An 18,443-nucleotide genomic window follows, 5' to 3' on the forward strand; every position below is an offset into this window, starting at 1 on the left:
ATGTGTATAAGAGACAGCTTTATTAGTTTTCTTTATTAATTTTCTTTATTAATTTTCTTTATTAATTTTCTTTATTAATTTATACTTCTCTCTTATTTTCTTTTTCCAGAGTCTGTTCGACTCCTTCCCCTATTTTAACATTCATAAGAAAATCGTCAACGGTTGCAAGAAGAGAACCAATTTTTTCAGAATGGAACCGCACAGCAACCCTCTCATCGCTGATTTCGCTTTCCATACTTCTCAGGTTGTCCGGGGCAAGGGCTTTCAGAATTCTGGCTGCTGATTTTCTTGACTTCGGGTCAGGGAACTCAATTGTACCTGTGATTTTCATAAATATGCCTCATGCGTTTTTGATGTTAATCCCGTGCTTTCTTTTCTTTTTGCTTTGCTTTGATTTTGCTGCTTAGCTTTCTGCCGCATCATTTTCCGGCTTAATTTCCTTGCTTTAAATTTCCATTATATTTCCTTTATATTTCCATTATATTTCCTTTATATTTCCTTTACTTTGCCTTTCCACCGGCGTTTTTCCTGAGCTGGTCTCCTATGATCCGGTCTGCGATGCTCAGGAACTCCTCCGTACTTCCGAGAGGAATTGAGGCTCCGGATGCGACACTATGCCCGCCTCCGCTTCCGCCGACTGCGCCTGCAGCTTCCCTGAGGGCAAAGGCAAGGTCAAGGCCTTTTGATACAAGTTCGCGGGTACCCCTGGCAGAAACCTTCTGGATTCCCTCGGACTCGTTTAAACAGATAAACGGGAGTTCGGGGTGGAGGTATCTGACTACGGTTGTGGCAAGACTTCCTGTGGAAAGGGCATCAACAGTGTTGATGTACCAGATATTCTCCCCTTTGCGAATTTTTTCCACATTTTTCCGGATATCCAGGGCAAGGTTCTTTTCATGCTCCTTTGTAAGGGAGAGGACTTCATTGACAATAGTTGAGTCTTTCAGGCAGAGAGCCAGGGCAAGCCCGTAAACCTTCTGCTTCCCACAGGTATTGAGAATAGAGATGAAATCATAGACATTGTGCACCAGCTCCCGGTTCAGCAGGAAGATATCTCCTATGACGGCTTCAATTGCCTCGGGGCTTGCCTGTCTGACAAGTTTCAGGGCAACGGCGCTGGCAAGTTTTGATATATCTTCCGCAGACAGGTTTTCAATGTTTCCGGAGAGCCCAAGCTGGTTTAAGAATTCCGCTGCTTTCTCAGGGTAGCCGGTTATATCCAGGAAAGGTTCTGTGCTGTATGCGAGCACCTCCGCAAGGTTTCCATCCCCTACCTTCAGCCCTTTCCTGATGGATACAACTCCTGCTTTCAAGGCTTCTTCCAGAATAAAAGCATTGGCGGTCTGGAAAAGCTGCCTGTCTCCGACTGCACCTGCAATTGCCAGCCCTGCAAGGTCGAGATTTCCTGTCCCAAGTTCCCGGGCTACAAGATAGCAGGTGCCAGAAGCCGAGATATCCGTTGCCCCGTCGATTCCTACCATATGGGCGTTTACCACGGCTTTTGCAGGGGACTGCCCTACTGGCTGGTGATGGTCAAGCACCACTACGTCAGCCGCCACATTGCCGATAAGTTCAGGCTGTCCGCTACCCATATCACAGAAAATGACAAGTTCTCCCTGAGATATGTTACTGTTCACTTCTTCGATCACAGACTCATCCAATTTTCCTGCTATTGAAAGCTGGAAACGGATGCCTGCCCGCAGCAGGGCCTGGGCCATGATCCCGGCTGAAGTCAGCCCGTCAGCATCATTATGTGAAACTACGCGCACAAAGTTATGCTTCCGGATTTTATCGGCTGCATTTTTTGCAAGGTTTATCAGTTTTTCAAGCTCGCTCAAAACCCATCACTCATAAAATTTAATATCAAAGTGAGAAGGCCGGTACAGAGACCGATATATTTTAGAGATAGATATATTTCAGAGATAAATACTTAGTTGCCAGCTCACGAAAGATGCCAATCTATACTGGCTTGATAATATAAAACACAATTCCCCAAAACTGTACAGGGAATAGATCCTGATCAAAGAATAAAGAATAAAGAATAAAGAATAAAGAATAAAGAATAAAGAATAAAGAATAAAGAATAAAGAATAAAGAATAAAGAATAAGGAAAAGAAAAACAGCAAAAGCAAAAAGAACAGATCTGACAGACAAATGAAAAAACCCTTATATCCGTAACTAAAGCGATTTTTTTCCTGGGACCCGGACATACAAAAGATCTCCGGGGGTCAACTTAATAAATAAGAAAGTATATAGCTAAAAAAGTAGCAGGACACCCTGCCAACCTCGTACATCAGTAGTGTAGCGGTCATCACCGGGCGTTGCCAACGCTCGAACTCGGGTTCGAATCCCGACTGGTGTATATTTATAATTAATTAAGATATGTCTGCCTTCTGAGTCGTTCTTATCCCTTTTTCGTTCCTTTTTTCTCTTTTTGTTCTTTTTGCTGATTTTTGGTGTTTCCAGATTAATCGGTTGGTATTACTCAGAATATCCGAAGCTATCCGAAACCGGAATCTTTTGTTTTTCTCTCCTATTCCTTGCAGGGCTGAAGCCGTCTCGTTTGCCCGCAAGAAAAAACAACAGGCAAATTCCTGATGGTGTTAAGAGAAAACGAGAATTATAGAAATGCCTGCCTGGCCCGAAAAAGACTTTCCTTATACCCTGAAAACCGCTATTTAATCCACAGGTAAATATATGGTGCCTCCGCCAGTTTGCCTGGAGGCCCTTCAAAAAAAGCAGAAAAAAGAAGGAAGATAATAGGAGAAGGAAGAAATAAGAGGCTGAAATAGCAGTAAAAATCAATAAAAACGTACGTGGAAATAGTATTTCCCAGGTACAATTTAATCCTTTTTTGACTTCATCCCCCAGATTTTCACTCAATTTTTAATTTCCGGCTTTTTTTCTTTGATTCTTCCTTTTCTTTTCTCTTTTTTGTCTTTTGGGAAAGACCGCTTTCCTGCGTCGAGCGTGACAAGAACGACATGATACAGCGAATAATGTTGCACGGGAAAGAAATATCTGCAATTTAGTCCGCTTGAGCGAAGCGAAACGGACCGCGTACTGTTGCGATTACATCGCAACTCCCAGGAAATCTGCGATTTCCTGTGATCCCAAAGCGCAATTCAGGAAAGAAAAAAAATAAGCAGCTTTAGATGCTGCTTCAAACTGGGAATTTATTTAGGCATTTAGAACTTCCTTCTCAGGACGCAGTATGCGGCTCCAACTGTTCCCAGAACAGCCGTATATTCAAAACCAGGTGTCGAACGCCAGCCGCCTCTTGACGGATTTCCAGGTTTGGAAGCCACATCATTTTCCGAGGTTTCAGTCGGAACAGGCTCGAACTCTATCGAACCGGATCCGTCTTTATCGGGTGCAACAATTACAAAGGGTCCGAAACCAGGGGTTTTGGCTTCGAAGTAGACGTAAGTGTCGCTGTCCTCATCTAATTTCCTGGTATCAAGTTTGCTCCATGACTTGTCATAGTACCAGAGGTTTAACGAATCCGCATCAACCTCGTTTTCCTCAAGCCAGGTCTTGTCGACTCTGAAACCAATAACTGCGTTTTTGAGATTGTCAGAATTTGCGATTCCTCCCGAACCCACCCAGATGTTCACGTTCTTATAAACCGTGCCTTCGGGCAGGCTCGAAACCAGCCTGGATTGGCCTTTCAGCATTTCGACAATAGTAGTGATCTTTCCGAGAGTTTTCCTGGCATCAAACTCCACATACCTTATGCAGGTTACACCTTTTGGAAAATCGAACCTTACGTGTTTTCCGGCGGTGACGAACGCCTGGGACAGCTCTTTAGTCTCTACGTTGCTCTGGAGTTCGGGGGAACCTCCAGCTCCGCCGCCTGAACTGCTGCTTGAGCCATGTGAGCCGCCGCCTGAACCTCCGGAGGTTGTGACCGTGATGGAAGAACTGGCAGGGAGGACAGAGAATTCAGTTTTGTTGATATCCCTTAAAAGACCCACAAATTGGTATGTGCCGGTTGATGCAGGAGCTTTAAGGGTGTAGCTGAACCTCTTTTCAGTCATCAGCAGGAAGGAAACCTTGTTGCCGTTTACAGTTACAGCTTTTTCAGGAAGGGTTGAGCTGACGTATGTGAAACCTGCAGGAAGCTTTTCAAGAACCTGACCGGCTGCACCATAATCGGCTACATTAACCGTTACCTGAAACTCCTCATTGGTGTTAACTGAAGAAGGAAGAGTCCTTTCTGCACTGCCCGCAGAAGCCGGTACCGCGCATAAGACCAGGGTCAGGAGCAGCACAAAAGCAATTTTAAACTCAGGCCGTTTCATATCCGATCCCACCCGTTAGCAAAGTAAATATTCAGAATTGCGTATTTGATCCCGCTGGATATCTGATTATCATTTACAATATTTTGGATTTCTTCGGCAGAGAAGATCCTGTCAGCTCCTCCATACCTTATTGCGAGTTCATCTTCTTTCACTACGGTGATTGATATGCTATCTTTATCTGTAACTTTATTCCCAAAGTAATCCGTAGCTGTAAGGGGGAGTTTAAACTCTCCTGCCAGAGTACTGCCTACATTGCAGGTGTAAATACCTCCGCTTTCGGAAGTCAATTCAACCACTTCTCTGCCTATGGGAGTGAGATCGATGGTTACTAAATAAACCCCGGACAAGTCATCCGAGACTTTTGCCCTGATAGTTGAGTAATCCTCTCCGTCATTCAGGATGTATACAGGGGATGCAGAGCAAGTTTCGATAACTGGAGGTACAAAATCCCCTTCAAAAGTAAGATCGAGTCCTTTCACCGGCGCAGCGCCGTGCTGGTAAGTCACGGAAACAGGGGATTCAACGAGACCCAGCTTGAAGACTATCTTCTTTCCATTATCCTCCTCGGCACCCGAGACTCCCACGCTGTATTTTCCTGCCTCATTGATAGGATTACTGCCAGCAAACTTGGAATCTATATAAGCCGAAATTATAGTTCCTGCGGGCACATCTGCACCGTCTGTAATCAGCTTTCCTTCAAATGTGTTGGGAATAGAAGGAATAGTGCTGGCAGATGCAACCGGAACAAGGGATATGCCCAGTACCAGAATAACCAGGCACGATAAAATTCTTAAGTATTTGTCCTTGATGGTCACCATATCACCTTGAGATTTTCACGTTACCCGTGCAGATCCTTTTAGAAAGATCTTCAGGGCTTCCTTCTCGATTCCCTCCCGAGATTTGATCCGAAAGTGAGCAGAACTATGCCGGCAACCGCAGAAATAATCGGGAAACCTGGAGCACTTTCTGGTTCAGAGGAAGTTTCAGAGGAATCTTCAGAAGACTCTGCAGTCTGTTCGACCCCGGCATCGTCACCTGAATCGACACCTGTATTTTCCGGGACCGTTTTTTCCTGAACTGTTACATTCGTTTGAGGGACTGAACTTTCAATGACCTCAGCTCCGGAGCCCGCTCCGGAAGTTGAGCTCTTTTTAGAACTTCCGGAATCAGCTACAACACCGACCGAAAGTTCGACGGATGAGACCAGCTTTCCGGATTCCCAGTCAAAACTTTTTCCCGAATCCTTTCCACCAATTGTAAAGGTAACGGGTTTTCCTTCATCTTCGGCTACTCCGGAAATCAATAAATAGAAATCTCCGGAAGAAGTATTTACACGAAAATCTTCTACCTGCGCCCCATTAAGGTAAGCTGCAACAACAGTGCCTGTGGGAGCCGGAGCCCCATCAATCAGGGCAACTCCCTGCACTGTCATCGGGAGCAGAGGAACTGGGACTTCTTCCCCTGCCATACCTGTATGAGCAGCTGTTAAGAAAAACAACATAAATACAGCTGTTCCCAATAAACTATTTTTTAACATCCTGTTCATGATTTACCTCCAATTGCTACGCAAACAAGAAAAAGAAAAAACTTTTCAGCCTGACTGGCTGAAAAGTTACTTGTTTTCGAAATTGTCCCCTTATAAGGCCTCATTGCGGCACGGGATTCACGTCAATCCCCACGCTTTCGATGGAAGCGTAGGTACCGTCTTCCTTCATGAAGATCCAGTATCCCTGTCCTGGGATCATAAGACCCTCAGACTGAAGTGCTTCAACCGGGTATTTAGTCTCGGGCACTTTTACCATGTCTAAGATTCCAAGAGAGATTGTACCGCCCCAACCTTCATTGTGAGAATACGTGATGAGATTGGAGAACTTATATTCTGCACCCAGAAGGCCCTGCAATGAACCAAGAGTCTCGGACCAGTGTACAGGCACTGTAGAGGTGTGCCCTATCATCTGCCAGCCGGGAGCAAGGTCAAGAGAGGCGGGTACATCGGGAGTTGTACCGTCAATTGACATTGGCTTGAACTTTACATTGCTCACGCTAGCTTCCGGAGTGTAGACCCAGTAACCCTTACATGGTTCAATGGTCGTCGGGAATTCCCAGTAGTTGCCGTTCCAGTAAATTACTGTGCTGGATTCTCCAAAGACCGAATCTGCACCAGCATTGAATGTAGCCAGATTCTTAGGCACGGATTTCAGGTTCCAGCCGGCATCAAGTGTGAGGGTCAGGTCTTCGTATGTCCGGGCAGGGCCGAAAACGGAAACGTTTTCGTTGTAGTTACCAGCCCTATCCAGGGCAATAACAGCCACCCAGTAGTCCTTACCGTATACAAGAGGTTCTCCGCCATACTCTCCAATATACATATACATGTAAGTACCAGCATCATAGATTGTAGTTACAGGTACTGCCAGTTCCATTTCAGAAATGTTCGAGGGCTCGGATGCGCTGATGAAGACCACATATGGCACTCCATAGTAAGCGTCTAATCCATCGTAAAGGTCTTCTTCGGTGTTTTTATCCCAGCCAACGTAAAGTCCTGGTTCATCATACGTATAGTACCACGTAGTATTGCTCAGTGCGTCAAAAACACCCAGGTTTGCCACAGCAGCAGGGGCCTCAGTATCAACAGAGAACGAAAGTGGAGTGGGTTCATAGACGGTGCCTGCACAGTCGGTAATACGCACGGTCCAGGGTATTTCAGTTGCGTCTTCCACCGTTGCAGTTACTGAGTAGTAGTTGATCGGATCTTCTCCAACAATGAACGTGCCGTTCTTTACTTTCGTGCCGTTAACGAGCAATTCGTAACTGAAAGGCAGCCCTGCCCCTCCTGAAACACTGAAGTTAAATTCCGGGTTTGCAGAAACGAACCCTCCATTCGGAGAAATGAGGGAGACGTCAAGTCCTTCAAAGTTCACATAGAATTTCCGGACTTCACTCGTAACGCTGTTTTCGGCCATGTCCTCGATATAAACAGACCAGTTGTGAACGCCATCAGTTTGGTTTACATATGGAATGTTTACATACTCCCCTGAGATCATGCTCCCGGAGCCGATTACATCAACAGGTTCTCCATCGATGTACAGCTGGTAAGACAGGGGCAGGTCATACTTGGCAGATAAAGCATCCTGAGAGGTGAAATTGAATGCAAGGAGAGGATTCTTTGTGCTGACGACGGCAAGGTCTGCCGGAGAAATAAGTGTCGCGCTCGGGGCTTTGGTGTCCACATACAGGTCAGTGCCATTGACACCACTGGTACCTTTGTTTCCGGCATCATCCTTGAGTGTGATTTCCCAGGGGTAATAGCCATCATCCAGCTCAGTCTCATATTTTGCATATCCGTTAGAATTTATAGTCCCTGTTTTCTTCTGGGTACCGTTGATGTAGATGGCGTAGTCAATTATATTATCCAGTTTATCGAAAGCACCGAAATCAAAGACTACATCCTTTGTATTGTAAACAGTGGAGCTCGGTTCAAAGATCTTAATTCTCGGAGCTTCGTTGTCAACCACAAAGGCGTCAGGATCTACTCCATCAATTAAGTATCCATTTATGCTCATTCCAGACACTGTCACGTCAACTGCATCGTTTATATCGTTCGGGACTTCATAATTATAAGACCAGACGGTGTCCCCGATGTAGGTCATGTTGGTCATGTTGACGGGGGTAAGAACACTGTTATCAACCTTTGCCAGCGCATAAGTGACAGGTTCACTGAAGGTCGCAGTTATCTTAACAACGTCTCCCATCTTGAAAGGACCGGTATCGTTGTAGGCGATACTAACGCTCGGACCGGTCACCAAAGTCGATACAGCATCTGTATCCTCTATATCTTCAATTGCACTTGCTGTTCCTGCTAAAAGGAACATAATTAGCAGCGCACTAGATAGTATTAATTTTTGTTTCATATTCTGCACCTAGATTCCGCAAATGTTCAATTTAAGTCTATATTTCTACATTGAATATTATCTTATATTAAATAATATTTTGAAGTTCGTGAATTGTAGCAGATCCAGTTAGTTATAATACAATCCTATAAACAGTCTATAAATACTGAAATTTAGTCATTATTAGAAAGTAAATAAAACAAGACTGTAGGAAATTTACAGTTTTTTTACAGATTTTATTAATAAAACTGCTTCCCACCTCACCTCCTGAACTTAATTAATCTGATTAAATTTATCCTCGATTAGTAGATAAGAAAGCCAGCACTTCTCCAATCCCTTTTATGGCAGGAGTGTGGTAGCCTCGACCTCTGGAGCGGCAAGCATTAACCCCATTAATTTTTGCGCAGCAGGGGAATTGTGAATCAACACCGTTTTTATTACCAGGGCTGACCAGTCAGTCCGGTACATCAGACATATACCAATTAATTTCAAGCAGCAAATTCGCCAACAGGCAAATTCATATGGATAATTAATATTCAACATTTAATATAGTATATGTCTTTTTATATTATCTTGTGACGATAATATGATGTAACTTATGCAAATATTTGATATAAATCTTTCTAAAAAATATTAGACACTAAATATAATCCTATATGAAAAAATTATGAATAATAATATTTATTTTTAAAAAAATAAATATTTAAAAAGCCAGGTGTTTTTTAAGAAAAACACAAAGAGAATCTGAAAATATGATCGCCTAGCATTAGAATAGTTATTTAGAAGTAATGAAAAAAATACTGGAAATTGAAGGAGTCATATTGCCATTCTATAAAGCATATATTACTCAAAAAAATATACACCACTACGAAGAGTATATATGATTATGAAGAGTATATATTATTATGGGAAGTATATGATATTATGGAAAGTACATATCATTGTAAAAAGATATATTTATATAAAAAGTATATGCTCACAGATTTAAATGTGAAGAAACATAATTTAACAAAAGATATTTTTATGCTACATGGGGGAATTTAAAATGAAGTATACCTTTCAGGACTCTACGGAACTTCCTGTTCAGAGGGATTTTATCCAGGATCTGCAGGACTTCATAAGGATTTCAAAAGAAGCAATACCGCTCGAAAAATCAATTATAGGGATAAAGCAGGGGAATAAGGAAGAGAAAGCAATCTCTCAGAGAAGACTCGAGGAGATAGATAAGTTCCAGAAAGACGTCATTGATTATATGGAAGAACGTGTGCAGGGAGTAGAGTCAGAGGAGATTCTTGAAATTAAAGCAAGAACAATTGAAACCTCTTCAACTGTATCCATGTTAAAAAAGAATGAAAGGCTTGAAGACATTGATAGGCTAAACAGGCAGGCACTTATGGAAGTGCAGCAGCTTGAAACCAGGATACTCGCAACCCTCAGCCCTTTTTTTGAAACAAGCATATATGGGGCCGAAAATGCCTATTATGCTTCAGCTGAAGACAAAGAACTGAAAGGAAGGCAGGTAAGTTCAGTTAACGGCGTACAGTACGAGTTTGAACTGAACTTTGCGCACGGTGCACTAAAAGTTGAAGACCTTCGGGAACTCACTCTGCCTGTATGGGCAAAGAGTGGGATTCTGTCCAGAGAAGAAAAAGTAAAGAAGATGGATGTATCCGATTTCCATATTACGAATATCGAGTACGAAGGAAACAGCGTCAAAACAGTGCTTCAAGACAAGGATGCAGAGCACATGTTCACACTCTCTGCAGATGACAGGACTTTACGGATCATGTATGGGGACCATGATATAACAGGAGACGAAAAACTGGCTCCTCTTATAGACAGGGAAGCTCTCTATATGTTCATGGTAAAGCTCAAAGAGTTCTTCACGAAATCCGTCAAGTCCAGAAGGCTCAGGCAGGTCCTGCTGGACGGCAAAAACGCTGTTGAAGAGAACATTGTGTTTGATTGCCTGAAGCTTATAGCCGGTATATATGGGAAGCTCGTAAGGGAATGCATTGAAAGGGGGTACACTAAAGGGGAAGTTACAATTAAAATGGAGGAGCCTGGAAGCGTCCGGACCGAAAAATACGTTTCGAAATCTGAAGCTTCAAGCGAACTCTCAGCCATAGGAAGCGAGGGCATGGAGCTTGCCCGAATCCTGGGAGTCGCCGAAGCCTGAGAAAAATTAAGCAAGCTAAGGAGACATCCGGCTGGTGCATAAGGAGAGAGAGCTTGCGTTCTGGAGTATTCCTGTATCTGAGATGTTACAGGAACTACAGACAAGAAGCGAAGGTCTGAAAGGCTCCGAAAGCAGTGAACGCCTTAAAACTTACGGGGCCAATATTCTAAAACCAAAAAAACGGTCAGATGCTCTGAAGATCCTGCTTTCCCAGTTTAGGAGCCCGGTTACCCTTATTCTCCTATTTGCTGCCGGACTGTCTTTCTTTCTCCACGACCCTACAGACACCTTGATTATTGTAGCCATTATCCTGATCAGCAGTATGCTGGGTTTCTGGCAGGAAAAAGGAGCTGCAGATGCCTTTGAAAAACTTCTCACCACTGTGCAGATAAAAGCGGCAGCGCTCAGGGATGGTAGAGAAATAGAAGTCCCCGTAGAAGAAATCGTGCCCGGGGACATAATTATCCTCAACGCAGGAGACATAATTCCTGCAGATTGTCTGATTCTGGACTCAAAGAACCTTTTTGTTAGCGAATCAACCCTCACAGGAGAAAACTATCCCGTAGAAAAATCAGTCAGTGTATTAAAAGCAGAAACCCCGCTGGGACAGCGCACAAACTCCCTCTGGATGGGGACAAGTGTGGTCAGCGGAAGCGGAAAAGTACTGGCAGTATCTACAGGAAAGGAAACGGAATTCGGGAAAATCTCAGAGAAGCTAAAACTAAGACCCCCGGAAACCGAGTTTGAAAGGGGGGTTACAAGCTTCGGCCACTTCCTGATGGAAGTTACCATGCTTATGGTAATAACCATCTTTGCAATCAATGTATATCTACAGCGCCCAATCCTTGACTCTTTCCTTTTCTCACTGGCTCTTGCTGTTGGGTTGACTCCCCAGCTTCTGCCTGCAATCATCAGCGTTAACCTTTCCCGGGGCGCGAAAGAGATGGCGCAAAAGAAGGTCATTGTCAAGAGGCTGGCTTCCATTGAAAACCTGGGAAGCATGAACCTGCTCTGCTCCGACAAAACAGGCACGCTGACCGAAGGGGAACTGCAACTTCACTCTTTTCAGGACCTTAAAGGAGAACGGAATGAAAAAGTGCTCCTTTATGCCAGCCTCAATGCCTATTACCAGGAAGGCTTTGAGAACCCTATAGACAGGGCAATCCTTGCATAGAATAAACTCGATTTTTCCCGGTATAGAAAACTGGACGAAATTCCTTACGACTTCGTGCGTAAAAGATTAAGCATCCTTATTTCAAAGAGCGAGGGTAACCTGATGGTCACCAAAGGTGCGCTCCCAAATATCCTTGCAATCTGCTCCTCAGTAGAGGCTGAAACTGGAAAGCCTGTCGAGATTTCAGATTTTAAGGAAAAAATCGAGCAACAGTATGAGGAGTTCAGCGAGAAAGGGTTTCGCACTCTTGGGGTTGCGTACAGGGAGATGGACCAGCAGGCAACTATCGAAAAGGAAACAGAAATAGGGATGACTTTCCTCGGTTTCCTCTTCTTTTTTGATCCCCCAAAGCAAGGAATTACAGAAACTATAGAAAGCATGAAGCAGCTTGGAATTTCTTTGAAGGTTATTACCGGAGACAACAGGTTTGTAGCTGCCAGCATCAGTAGAGAGATCGGGCTTAAGGACGTCAGGGTTATAGCCGGAAGTGAAATTACTCAGATGAGCAGTGAAACTTTGCTCAGGCAGGTAAACGATACCGATGTCTTTGCAGAGATAGAACCAATCCAGAAAGAGCAGATTATCCTTGCACTCAAGAAAAGCGGAAACGTTGTTGGATATATAGGAGACGGCATTAATGACGCTTCGGCGCTCCATGCCTCAGACGTGGGAATTTCCGTTGACAGCGCTGCGGATGTTGCTAAAGAAACTGCAGATATCGTGCTTCTGGAAAAGGATCTGGATGCGCTTGTAGAGGGTGTGAAAGAAGGACGAAGAACCTTTGCCAATACCATGAAGTATGTCTTTATGGCTACCAGTGCCAATTTCGGGAATATGTTCAGCATGGCAGGAGCGTCACTTTTCCTGCCTTTCATTCCCCTGCTTCCCAAGCAGATCCTGCTAATCAATTTATTGACCGATTTTCCGGAGACTACCATAGCCACGGATACTGTGGACAGGGAAATGGTTGAAAAACCTCACCACTGGGATATAGGTTTCATCCGTAAGTTTATGATGGCATTTGGAATTACCAGTTCGGTATTCGACTACCTCACTTTCGGAGTTTTGCTTCTTCTTCTCCCGGGGATGACAGAACAGTTCAGGACCGGCTGGTTTATAGAATCGGTCATTTCGGCGTCCCTGATAGTACTTGTAATCCGAAGCAGGAAACCGTTTTTCAGGAGCAAGCCTGGAAAATATCTCCTTATAGCAACCCTGCTAATCGGAATCCTGACTCTCAGCTTCCCCTTTACCTCGTTTGCCGTCCCATTTGGATTCAAACCTCTCCCGGTTTCAGTAATTTTAATTCTGGGAGCCATTGTGGGACTGTATATACTTACAGCTGAAATAGTAAAGAGGGTATTTTATAAAAAAGTGAAATTTTAAAACATATTGAAATGCAGCCTTGCTACCTTGCGAGGAATTTCATGTTTCCTAAAATTTCTCTTCCTTATAGTCGTCCAGATTTTTAAATTCTTCATAATCTTTTCCATCAGGCAGAAAAGGCGTGAAAAGGATAACTGAAAAAAGGAGTAAAAATGTCCCAAGCATTCTTGACTGTGCCTCAAAAGTAGCATAAAACATGAAAATTCCAATCATGACCCATACAATAAAACTCAACTGAAAAGCAATCTTTACTCTATATAAATTTTCTGCGCTCTCGCTCAAGCAACTCCCCCCTTAACTATCCCATTTAAAATGATTCGGGATTGAATAAATAGCTGTTTATTTGAAAGATTCGGACCTTTAAGATCAGGAAATCGAAGATGTTGTCAGGCTGAAAAAGGATTTTCCTGAATAAAATTTTCCGATTTCAGGACGCAGATGTGTAAAAAATACCAGAAATAGTGGAATGCCGAAAAAAATAAAGAAAAAGAAGAAAGAAATCAGATTTAGAGCGTCAAATTTCGATGAAGCTGATAACCTTTTTTCCTTCACTTACCCTCTTTAGAAAATCCTCTCTGTCAGTATAGGGAATTCCGGCAGCTATAGAATCAGCCGCTTTTCTGCCGATGCCCGGAATTTCCCGGATAAGGGCAGGAGATGCGGCATTTATATTCAGGGGATAAGGAATTCCGGTAATCGAACGCATTCCGTGGCTTGTGACAGTAATATCCGTGAATTTCCGCAGAGGAAGGAGGGAAGGGACTCCCACAAGCAGAGGGTAAGAGCCAAGCTGCCTCCCGAAAGTGACCCCTCTGTCATGCACCTCGCACATTACATCTCTCAGTACCGTTCCTTCCGGCACGACCCGCCGGAGCATTGGAAGGTCGATGTTCTTCCTGACCTGTTCCTTATAGTCCAGAAAGAGTTTCTTGTGCTTCCTGGTTGCTTCGTCCCTTCCGTACATTGGAGTTCCGGGAAATGCCATAACCTGCCGGATATTAATCCTTCGGAGAAGCAGCCCTGAATCAAACACCTGCTGAAGGAAATCATAATTCAGCTGGAACGTTTTTTTCGTCTCACCCATCAGCCCGTGTACAAAATTAATGCCAGGAAGAATTTCCGGAAGCCCATTTGCCCCGCGCACGGCCCCAAGCCTGTTTACCAGTTTGATCGCCTCAAAAACTTCTTCGGAAGTCGCCTTGAGGGAATTTGCTGTAATCACCACGGGGTCAGCAGTCTCCATCCCAAAGGCTGCTACATCTCCGGGGGTGTGATATTTGATAATCGTCTTCAGAATCTGCTCTGACTCTTCGGGGTATGCTGCAAGGGTTATCGGGTTTGCGTTGTCCATATGAAGCACGGAAAGCTCAGGTGCGGAATTCCGGATTCCACGGTAAAGCCTTTCAAGAACCTCGGGAACGGGTTTAGGGACAGGTCCTCCGGCATCGGTCCCGTGGTAAGAAAAAAGGTCAGGCTGCCTTCCTATTCTGAAATAGCGGGCTCCATGGGAATAAAGTGCAGAGACTTCAGAGACAACATCCTCTACAGGCCTGTAGTCCGAAGCCCCATAAAATGGCTCGGTGCAGAAAGAACAGTGGATCTGCCTGCCGCAGCCCCTGTAGGTTTCAAGCTCGCACATACAGTAAGGGTAGTCCGGGTGCTGCCGGATCAAAAAAGCTCCTTTCGACCCCCAGCGCCCTATCTCGGCTGTTGTCCTGAAACGGTGGTCAATGGATTCCGGGGCCTTCAGTTTTGCAGGAAAACTTCCGTTGCTTCCGCTGCTTCCGCTCCCTCCCTCAAAGAGATCGTAAATAAAAGCCTCGACATCCATTTTTGCAAGCACGGCTTCTCCCAGGCTTATCCCGCTTTCCGTCCCCTTTGCAGCCCTTCCGCCTTCGTTGCTGAAACCGAGCCTGATAGGGCCGCCTATGACCTTTACCCCGCTCGCAGCCCGAAAGATAGTTTCGATCTCTCCAGGCGTGATAGGGGAAGCCCGAAGATATTTTCCAGGCACGGTCATGCCTGCAATAATAACCAGAAGGTCTGCCTTACCTATAAGCTCGCCAGCCCCGGGCGGGTTTTCCCTCAGGGTGTCGATGGTCAGGTAGTGAATGTCGTTTTCGGAAAGCCCGCGCTCTCTAAGAGCTCCTGCTATATACCGTGCGTAAGGGGAAAAGTATGGAGGAACCCCGAGGCAGGCGGGCTCGTCCACATAACCGTCTATGATGAGTGCTTTCATATCAGTTCTCGTTTCCTTTGTTTGATAATTGAAGTTGGAAGCATATGAAATTGGAAGTACAGTGCAGTCGGATATTAGATACAGGCATTAGTAGATGCAGTAGGGTTATAGAAACATAGTGTAAAGTAACACTGTAATATAGAGCAGATTAAGGGTAGATTAAGAGCAGATTATAAAATAGACATTAGAAATGATATAAAAAACACTGCTGCAGAAAAACACCGTACACAGAAGAGAAGAAAAATAATTATAAAATAGTTTTAGGGCCGGGACCGAGAATCGAACTCGGATCGTAGCCTCCACAGGGCCACAGGATAACCTCTACCCTACCCCGGCCACAGGGTCTGGTACTTCAGGCTTGAAGCAACCTATAGAAGGAGTTTATTTATATAAAGTTTTTGCCGGAAAAAGCAGAAGACTTTTCCAAGAAGAGGGAAGTTTTCTGTTTTCCGGCATTCTGAACAGGTAAAACCCCGATTTTTGGAGGGTTTCGGCTTGCTTCAGGCAAATATCAGATCATTTTAAGCCTATCAAGGGCAAGTTTTGCAGCCTTTTCTCCGGAAAGGAGCATGCCTCCGAAGACAGGGCCCATTCTCGGGGCACGGGTTGCGGCATTTGCGGCCATGCCCGCGACAATCAGCCCGGGATAGATCTCCTGGGTTGCGTCCACAGCCAGGCGCTCGCCGACCTCAGACCACATTGGCTTTTCCCCGAGCATCCCGAGTTCTCCGATCTTTGCGTTAGGGATTTTCCTGAGAATCGTGTTGCAGACAACTGCATCATGCCCTGTTCCGTCGATCACGAGTTTTGTGCGGATCATGAGAGGGTCCACGTGCAGGCGCTGTGTTGTGACAGGGCCCCAGTTGATGACAATTCCAGTAACCCTGTCGTTCTCCCGGATCATAACGTCCTCAAAGCTCACAAGATTAAAGACCTCAGCCCCTGCCGAAGTCGCTCCTGCAATCAGCTTCCCGACGGATTCTACAGAATTTGCCACATAATACCCGGGCTGGTACTCCTTATACCTGATCCCGAAGTCGTCCAGGACGTGGCAGGCTTCTTCCTGCACAACTATGCGCGGGAACATCATGCCACCAGCCCACATGCCGCCCCCGAGAGACAGCTTCTGCTCATAAATGGCAACCTTTGCCCCGGCTTCAGCCAGGTACTTTGCAGCCACAAGGTTTGCAGGTCCCCCTCCTATAAGTGCTACATCGATGTCAGTGTAGTCCAGGAAGGTTTTAGAATACTCTTCAAAAATTGCCCGTGTGATTATGACTTCGTCGAGTTCCATATTAATCTCTCATTAAGTTGTAGGATTGAAAGTCCGGGGAAAACAACCCGGTATTTTAAGAAGTAAATTAGGGAATTGTTAACCCTGATCGTAAGCACTGAAATTCACATTTTGATAATGGGCATTCCTTTTAAAGTTGTTGGAATCTGATGGGGAAGAGGGAGAGGGTGAAGAGGATGGAAGATGGAGGATGGGGGAAGAAAATTAATAGTCCTGAAGCGGCTTCACGGATGGCAATATCGAGCTTTAAAAAATTACCAACCACGAAATTTCAATTTTGGGAGTATTTTTAGGAGCGTGCGAAGATTTCGGTTTTCGCGACAAGATGGTTTTAGAGACTGAAAAATGGACCCCGGATTTTCAGATTAATTGAACATCAAGCATAGGGAAGGTTTTTCGGTTTTGATCTTTGCTCATTGCAGGGGTTCCAGTTTCATAGCTCGGATACCATGTTCACCCACGCTCGACGAAGGAGAGCGGTCTGCCCTTAAATTAAATGAATAAAATAGAAGCAACACCTTTTTTCAGGCATTTATGTCTTTTATATAATTTTTTAATCTTGCCTGGCAAAAAGGACCAACCTCGCTTCGCTCGGAACAATAATAACTGGGATACGATTCCAGTTACTTTGGATAATTAATAAAACATAGATCAAACTCTAACAGACCGGAGACAGGGGGTAAGCAGGTTCGGATGAAAGAGGGCAGGTTGAATACTCCATTCCGATTAGCCCATAACTTACTCAAAATAATTAAATACAATTGACACCGTATATTGTATACATTACACAAAAACAATAGAGGTATAACTTTTTTGCTTGTACATTTATTGTTGACAGTAGATAATTGGGGCAAACTTATGAATATAAGTAATTCAGAGACGTTAACGGTAAGGACAGTTACCCGGAATGAAAGCAAGAAAACGGCTGGAGTCGATGGTGAAATATGGTCTACAGCACAAACCAAAATAAGAAGCTCACATGATGCTTGTGAACAGATGTTTACCTGTCTCTGCAATAAACACTCTGCACAATGGATCCTGAAAGGGAACATAAAAGGTTGTTTCGACAAAATCAACCATCAATGGCTAATAAACAATATTTTGAGAGAAGGATCTGTTAGGAATCAATTTCTTAAGGCAGTTTTTGTTTCTAAATATCATCTGAACCCAAAAAAAATTGGAACTCTGCGAGAAGGAATCATATCGCCCATTATGATGAATATAGCTTTAGACAACATCGAACACTTGTTGTTTACCAAATACAGTACAAGTAAAAGTGAGAAAGACAACTCTATAGTGAGATGTCAAAACGAGGTAAACTTTGTCAGATACGCTGATGATTTTGTGGTCACTGCCAGCTCTGAAGAATTAGTCAGAGAAATTAAGGAACTGATCAGCGCCTTTCTTAAAAAAAGAAGTCTGGAATTATCGGAAGAAAAGACTCTTATTACTCATATTGATTATGGTTTTGACTTCCTTGGATGGAATTTCAGAAAATATGAAGGGAAACTTCAAATCAAAATTGCACTGGAACATCCTGCAGAAAGCTGTAGGGTATTTGACTGAAATAAATGACCAGTTTCCTGCAAAGAGAGTTGAAACCACCAATAAACTATTACATCCTCATATTTAAATAAAAGAAACTGTGGGAAGGATGAAGAGTTTACTTTTTATCGATGCGGGAATGTTTATTCTTGCAGCTGTCACAGCATTCCTGAAGGGAGACCTTGCTTTTGGGACCGGGTAAGGGCAAATTATGATACTGAAGATGAAGAGCGCAAGGAGAAAAATAGATTGTCAAAAAATTTATTTTTTGTTGGCTCTTTCAATATCGCCATATCAATACTTACTTATGAATTCACACTACAGTGACTTACCATCGTCAACTACCCCTGAGCTAAAGACTCAGGGGCTTGTCTAACAAGCCCTGGTTGACCAGATCACCGATTAGGAGCAACGGAAAATCGGTAAACGATAGGA

At 44.1% G+C, this 18,443-nt stretch carries 13 protein-coding genes and 2 tRNA genes; 5 read left to right on the plus strand and 10 right to left on the minus strand.

Going from position 1 to position 18,443, the window contains the following annotated elements:
- Positions 1 to 79: 79 nt before the first annotated feature.
- Positions 80 to 331, minus strand: a complete 252-nt coding sequence (locus EO98_RS04445) for a KEOPS complex subunit Pcc1 (RefSeq protein ID WP_048132402.1) — start codon at positions 329 to 331, stop codon at positions 80 to 82.
- 169 nt (positions 332 to 500) lie between these two features.
- The gene (locus tag EO98_RS04450; protein WP_048139074.1) at positions 501 to 1,838 is read right to left on the minus strand and encodes a DHHA1 domain-containing protein; all 1,338 of its coding nucleotides are present in this window, start codon (positions 1,836 to 1,838) and stop codon (positions 501 to 503) included.
- A 452-nt stretch (positions 1,839 to 2,290) separates the two neighbouring features.
- Between EO98_RS04450 and EO98_RS04455 the strand changes: the two genes are divergently transcribed.
- Positions 2,291 to 2,362 (plus strand) — tRNA-Gly (locus EO98_RS04455).
- 826 nt (positions 2,363 to 3,188) lie between these two features.
- On the opposite strand, the gene EO98_RS04465 is transcribed toward EO98_RS04455, so the two are convergent.
- From EO98_RS04465 to EO98_RS04480, 4 genes are all read right to left on the minus strand, one after another.
- Entirely contained in the window at positions 3,189 to 4,304 is a 1,116-nt protein-coding gene (locus EO98_RS04465) for a PGF-pre-PGF domain-containing protein (protein ID WP_048139070.1), read from the minus strand.
- A complete protein-coding gene (locus tag EO98_RS04470) occupies positions 4,301 to 5,122 on the minus strand; it encodes a hypothetical protein (protein WP_235283523.1) in 822 nt (273 codons plus the stop codon). The genes EO98_RS04465 and EO98_RS04470 overlap by 4 nt, the downstream gene beginning before the upstream one ends.
- Positions 5,123 to 5,172: 50 nt before the next feature.
- On the minus strand, positions 5,173 to 5,850 hold the full coding sequence (locus tag EO98_RS04475; RefSeq protein WP_235283522.1) for a hypothetical protein: 678 nt from the start codon (positions 5,848 to 5,850) through the stop codon (positions 5,173 to 5,175).
- 100 nt (positions 5,851 to 5,950) lie between these two features.
- Complete coding sequence (locus EO98_RS04480; RefSeq protein WP_235283521.1) at positions 5,951 to 8,173, minus strand: hypothetical protein; 2,223 nt, start codon at positions 8,171 to 8,173, stop codon at positions 5,951 to 5,953.
- A gap of 1,063 nt (positions 8,174 to 9,236) precedes the next feature.
- On the opposite strand from EO98_RS04480, the gene EO98_RS04490 reads away from it, so the two are divergent.
- The 3 genes from EO98_RS04490 to EO98_RS19075 are packed head-to-tail and all read left to right on the plus strand — an operon-like array spanning position 9,237 to position 12,930.
- Positions 9,237 to 10,370 (plus strand): hypothetical protein, encoded by a 1,134-nt coding sequence (locus EO98_RS04490; RefSeq protein WP_048139064.1) that lies wholly within the window; start codon positions 9,237 to 9,239, stop codon positions 10,368 to 10,370.
- A gap of 34 nt (positions 10,371 to 10,404) precedes the next feature.
- Positions 10,405 to 11,544, plus strand: coding sequence for an HAD-IC family P-type ATPase (locus tag EO98_RS19065; RefSeq protein WP_235283520.1), 1,140 nt, complete (start codon positions 10,405 to 10,407; stop codon positions 11,542 to 11,544).
- 30 nt (positions 11,545 to 11,574) lie between these two features.
- On the plus strand, positions 11,575 to 12,930 hold the full coding sequence (locus tag EO98_RS19075) for an HAD-IC family P-type ATPase (protein ID WP_255350259.1): 1,356 nt from the start codon (positions 11,575 to 11,577) through the stop codon (positions 12,928 to 12,930).
- A 48-nt stretch (positions 12,931 to 12,978) separates the two neighbouring features.
- Here EO98_RS19075 and EO98_RS04500 read toward each other — a convergent pair whose 3' ends face one another.
- From EO98_RS04500 to EO98_RS04515, 4 genes are all read right to left on the minus strand, one after another.
- On the minus strand, positions 12,979 to 13,212 hold the full coding sequence (locus tag EO98_RS04500) for a hypothetical protein (protein ID WP_048139062.1): 234 nt from the start codon (positions 13,210 to 13,212) through the stop codon (positions 12,979 to 12,981).
- 232 nt (positions 13,213 to 13,444) lie between these two features.
- Positions 13,445 to 15,169 carry a radical SAM protein gene (locus EO98_RS04505; RefSeq protein WP_048139061.1) on the minus strand — a complete coding sequence of 575 codons (1,725 nt, stop codon included), beginning with the start codon at positions 15,167 to 15,169 and terminating at the stop codon, positions 13,445 to 13,447.
- Between the two features lie 264 nt (positions 15,170 to 15,433).
- Positions 15,434 to 15,505, minus strand: a tRNA-His gene (locus EO98_RS04510).
- A gap of 175 nt (positions 15,506 to 15,680) precedes the next feature.
- Positions 15,681 to 16,463 (minus strand): sulfide-dependent adenosine diphosphate thiazole synthase, encoded by a 783-nt coding sequence (locus EO98_RS04515; protein ID WP_048132415.1) that lies wholly within the window; start codon positions 16,461 to 16,463, stop codon positions 15,681 to 15,683.
- An 831-nt stretch (positions 16,464 to 17,294) separates the two neighbouring features.
- On the opposite strand from EO98_RS04515, the gene EO98_RS04520 reads away from it, so the two are divergent.
- Positions 17,295 to 18,029 carry a reverse transcriptase domain-containing protein gene (locus tag EO98_RS04520; RefSeq protein WP_156161019.1) on the plus strand — a complete coding sequence of 245 codons (735 nt, stop codon included), beginning with the start codon at positions 17,295 to 17,297 and terminating at the stop codon, positions 18,027 to 18,029.
- Positions 18,030 to 18,443: the final 414 nt, after the last annotated feature.

The sequence above is a fragment of the Methanosarcina sp. 2.H.T.1A.6 genome, from assembly GCF_000979455.1.
Classification (GTDB): Archaea; Halobacteriota; Methanosarcinia; order Methanosarcinales; family Methanosarcinaceae; genus Methanosarcina.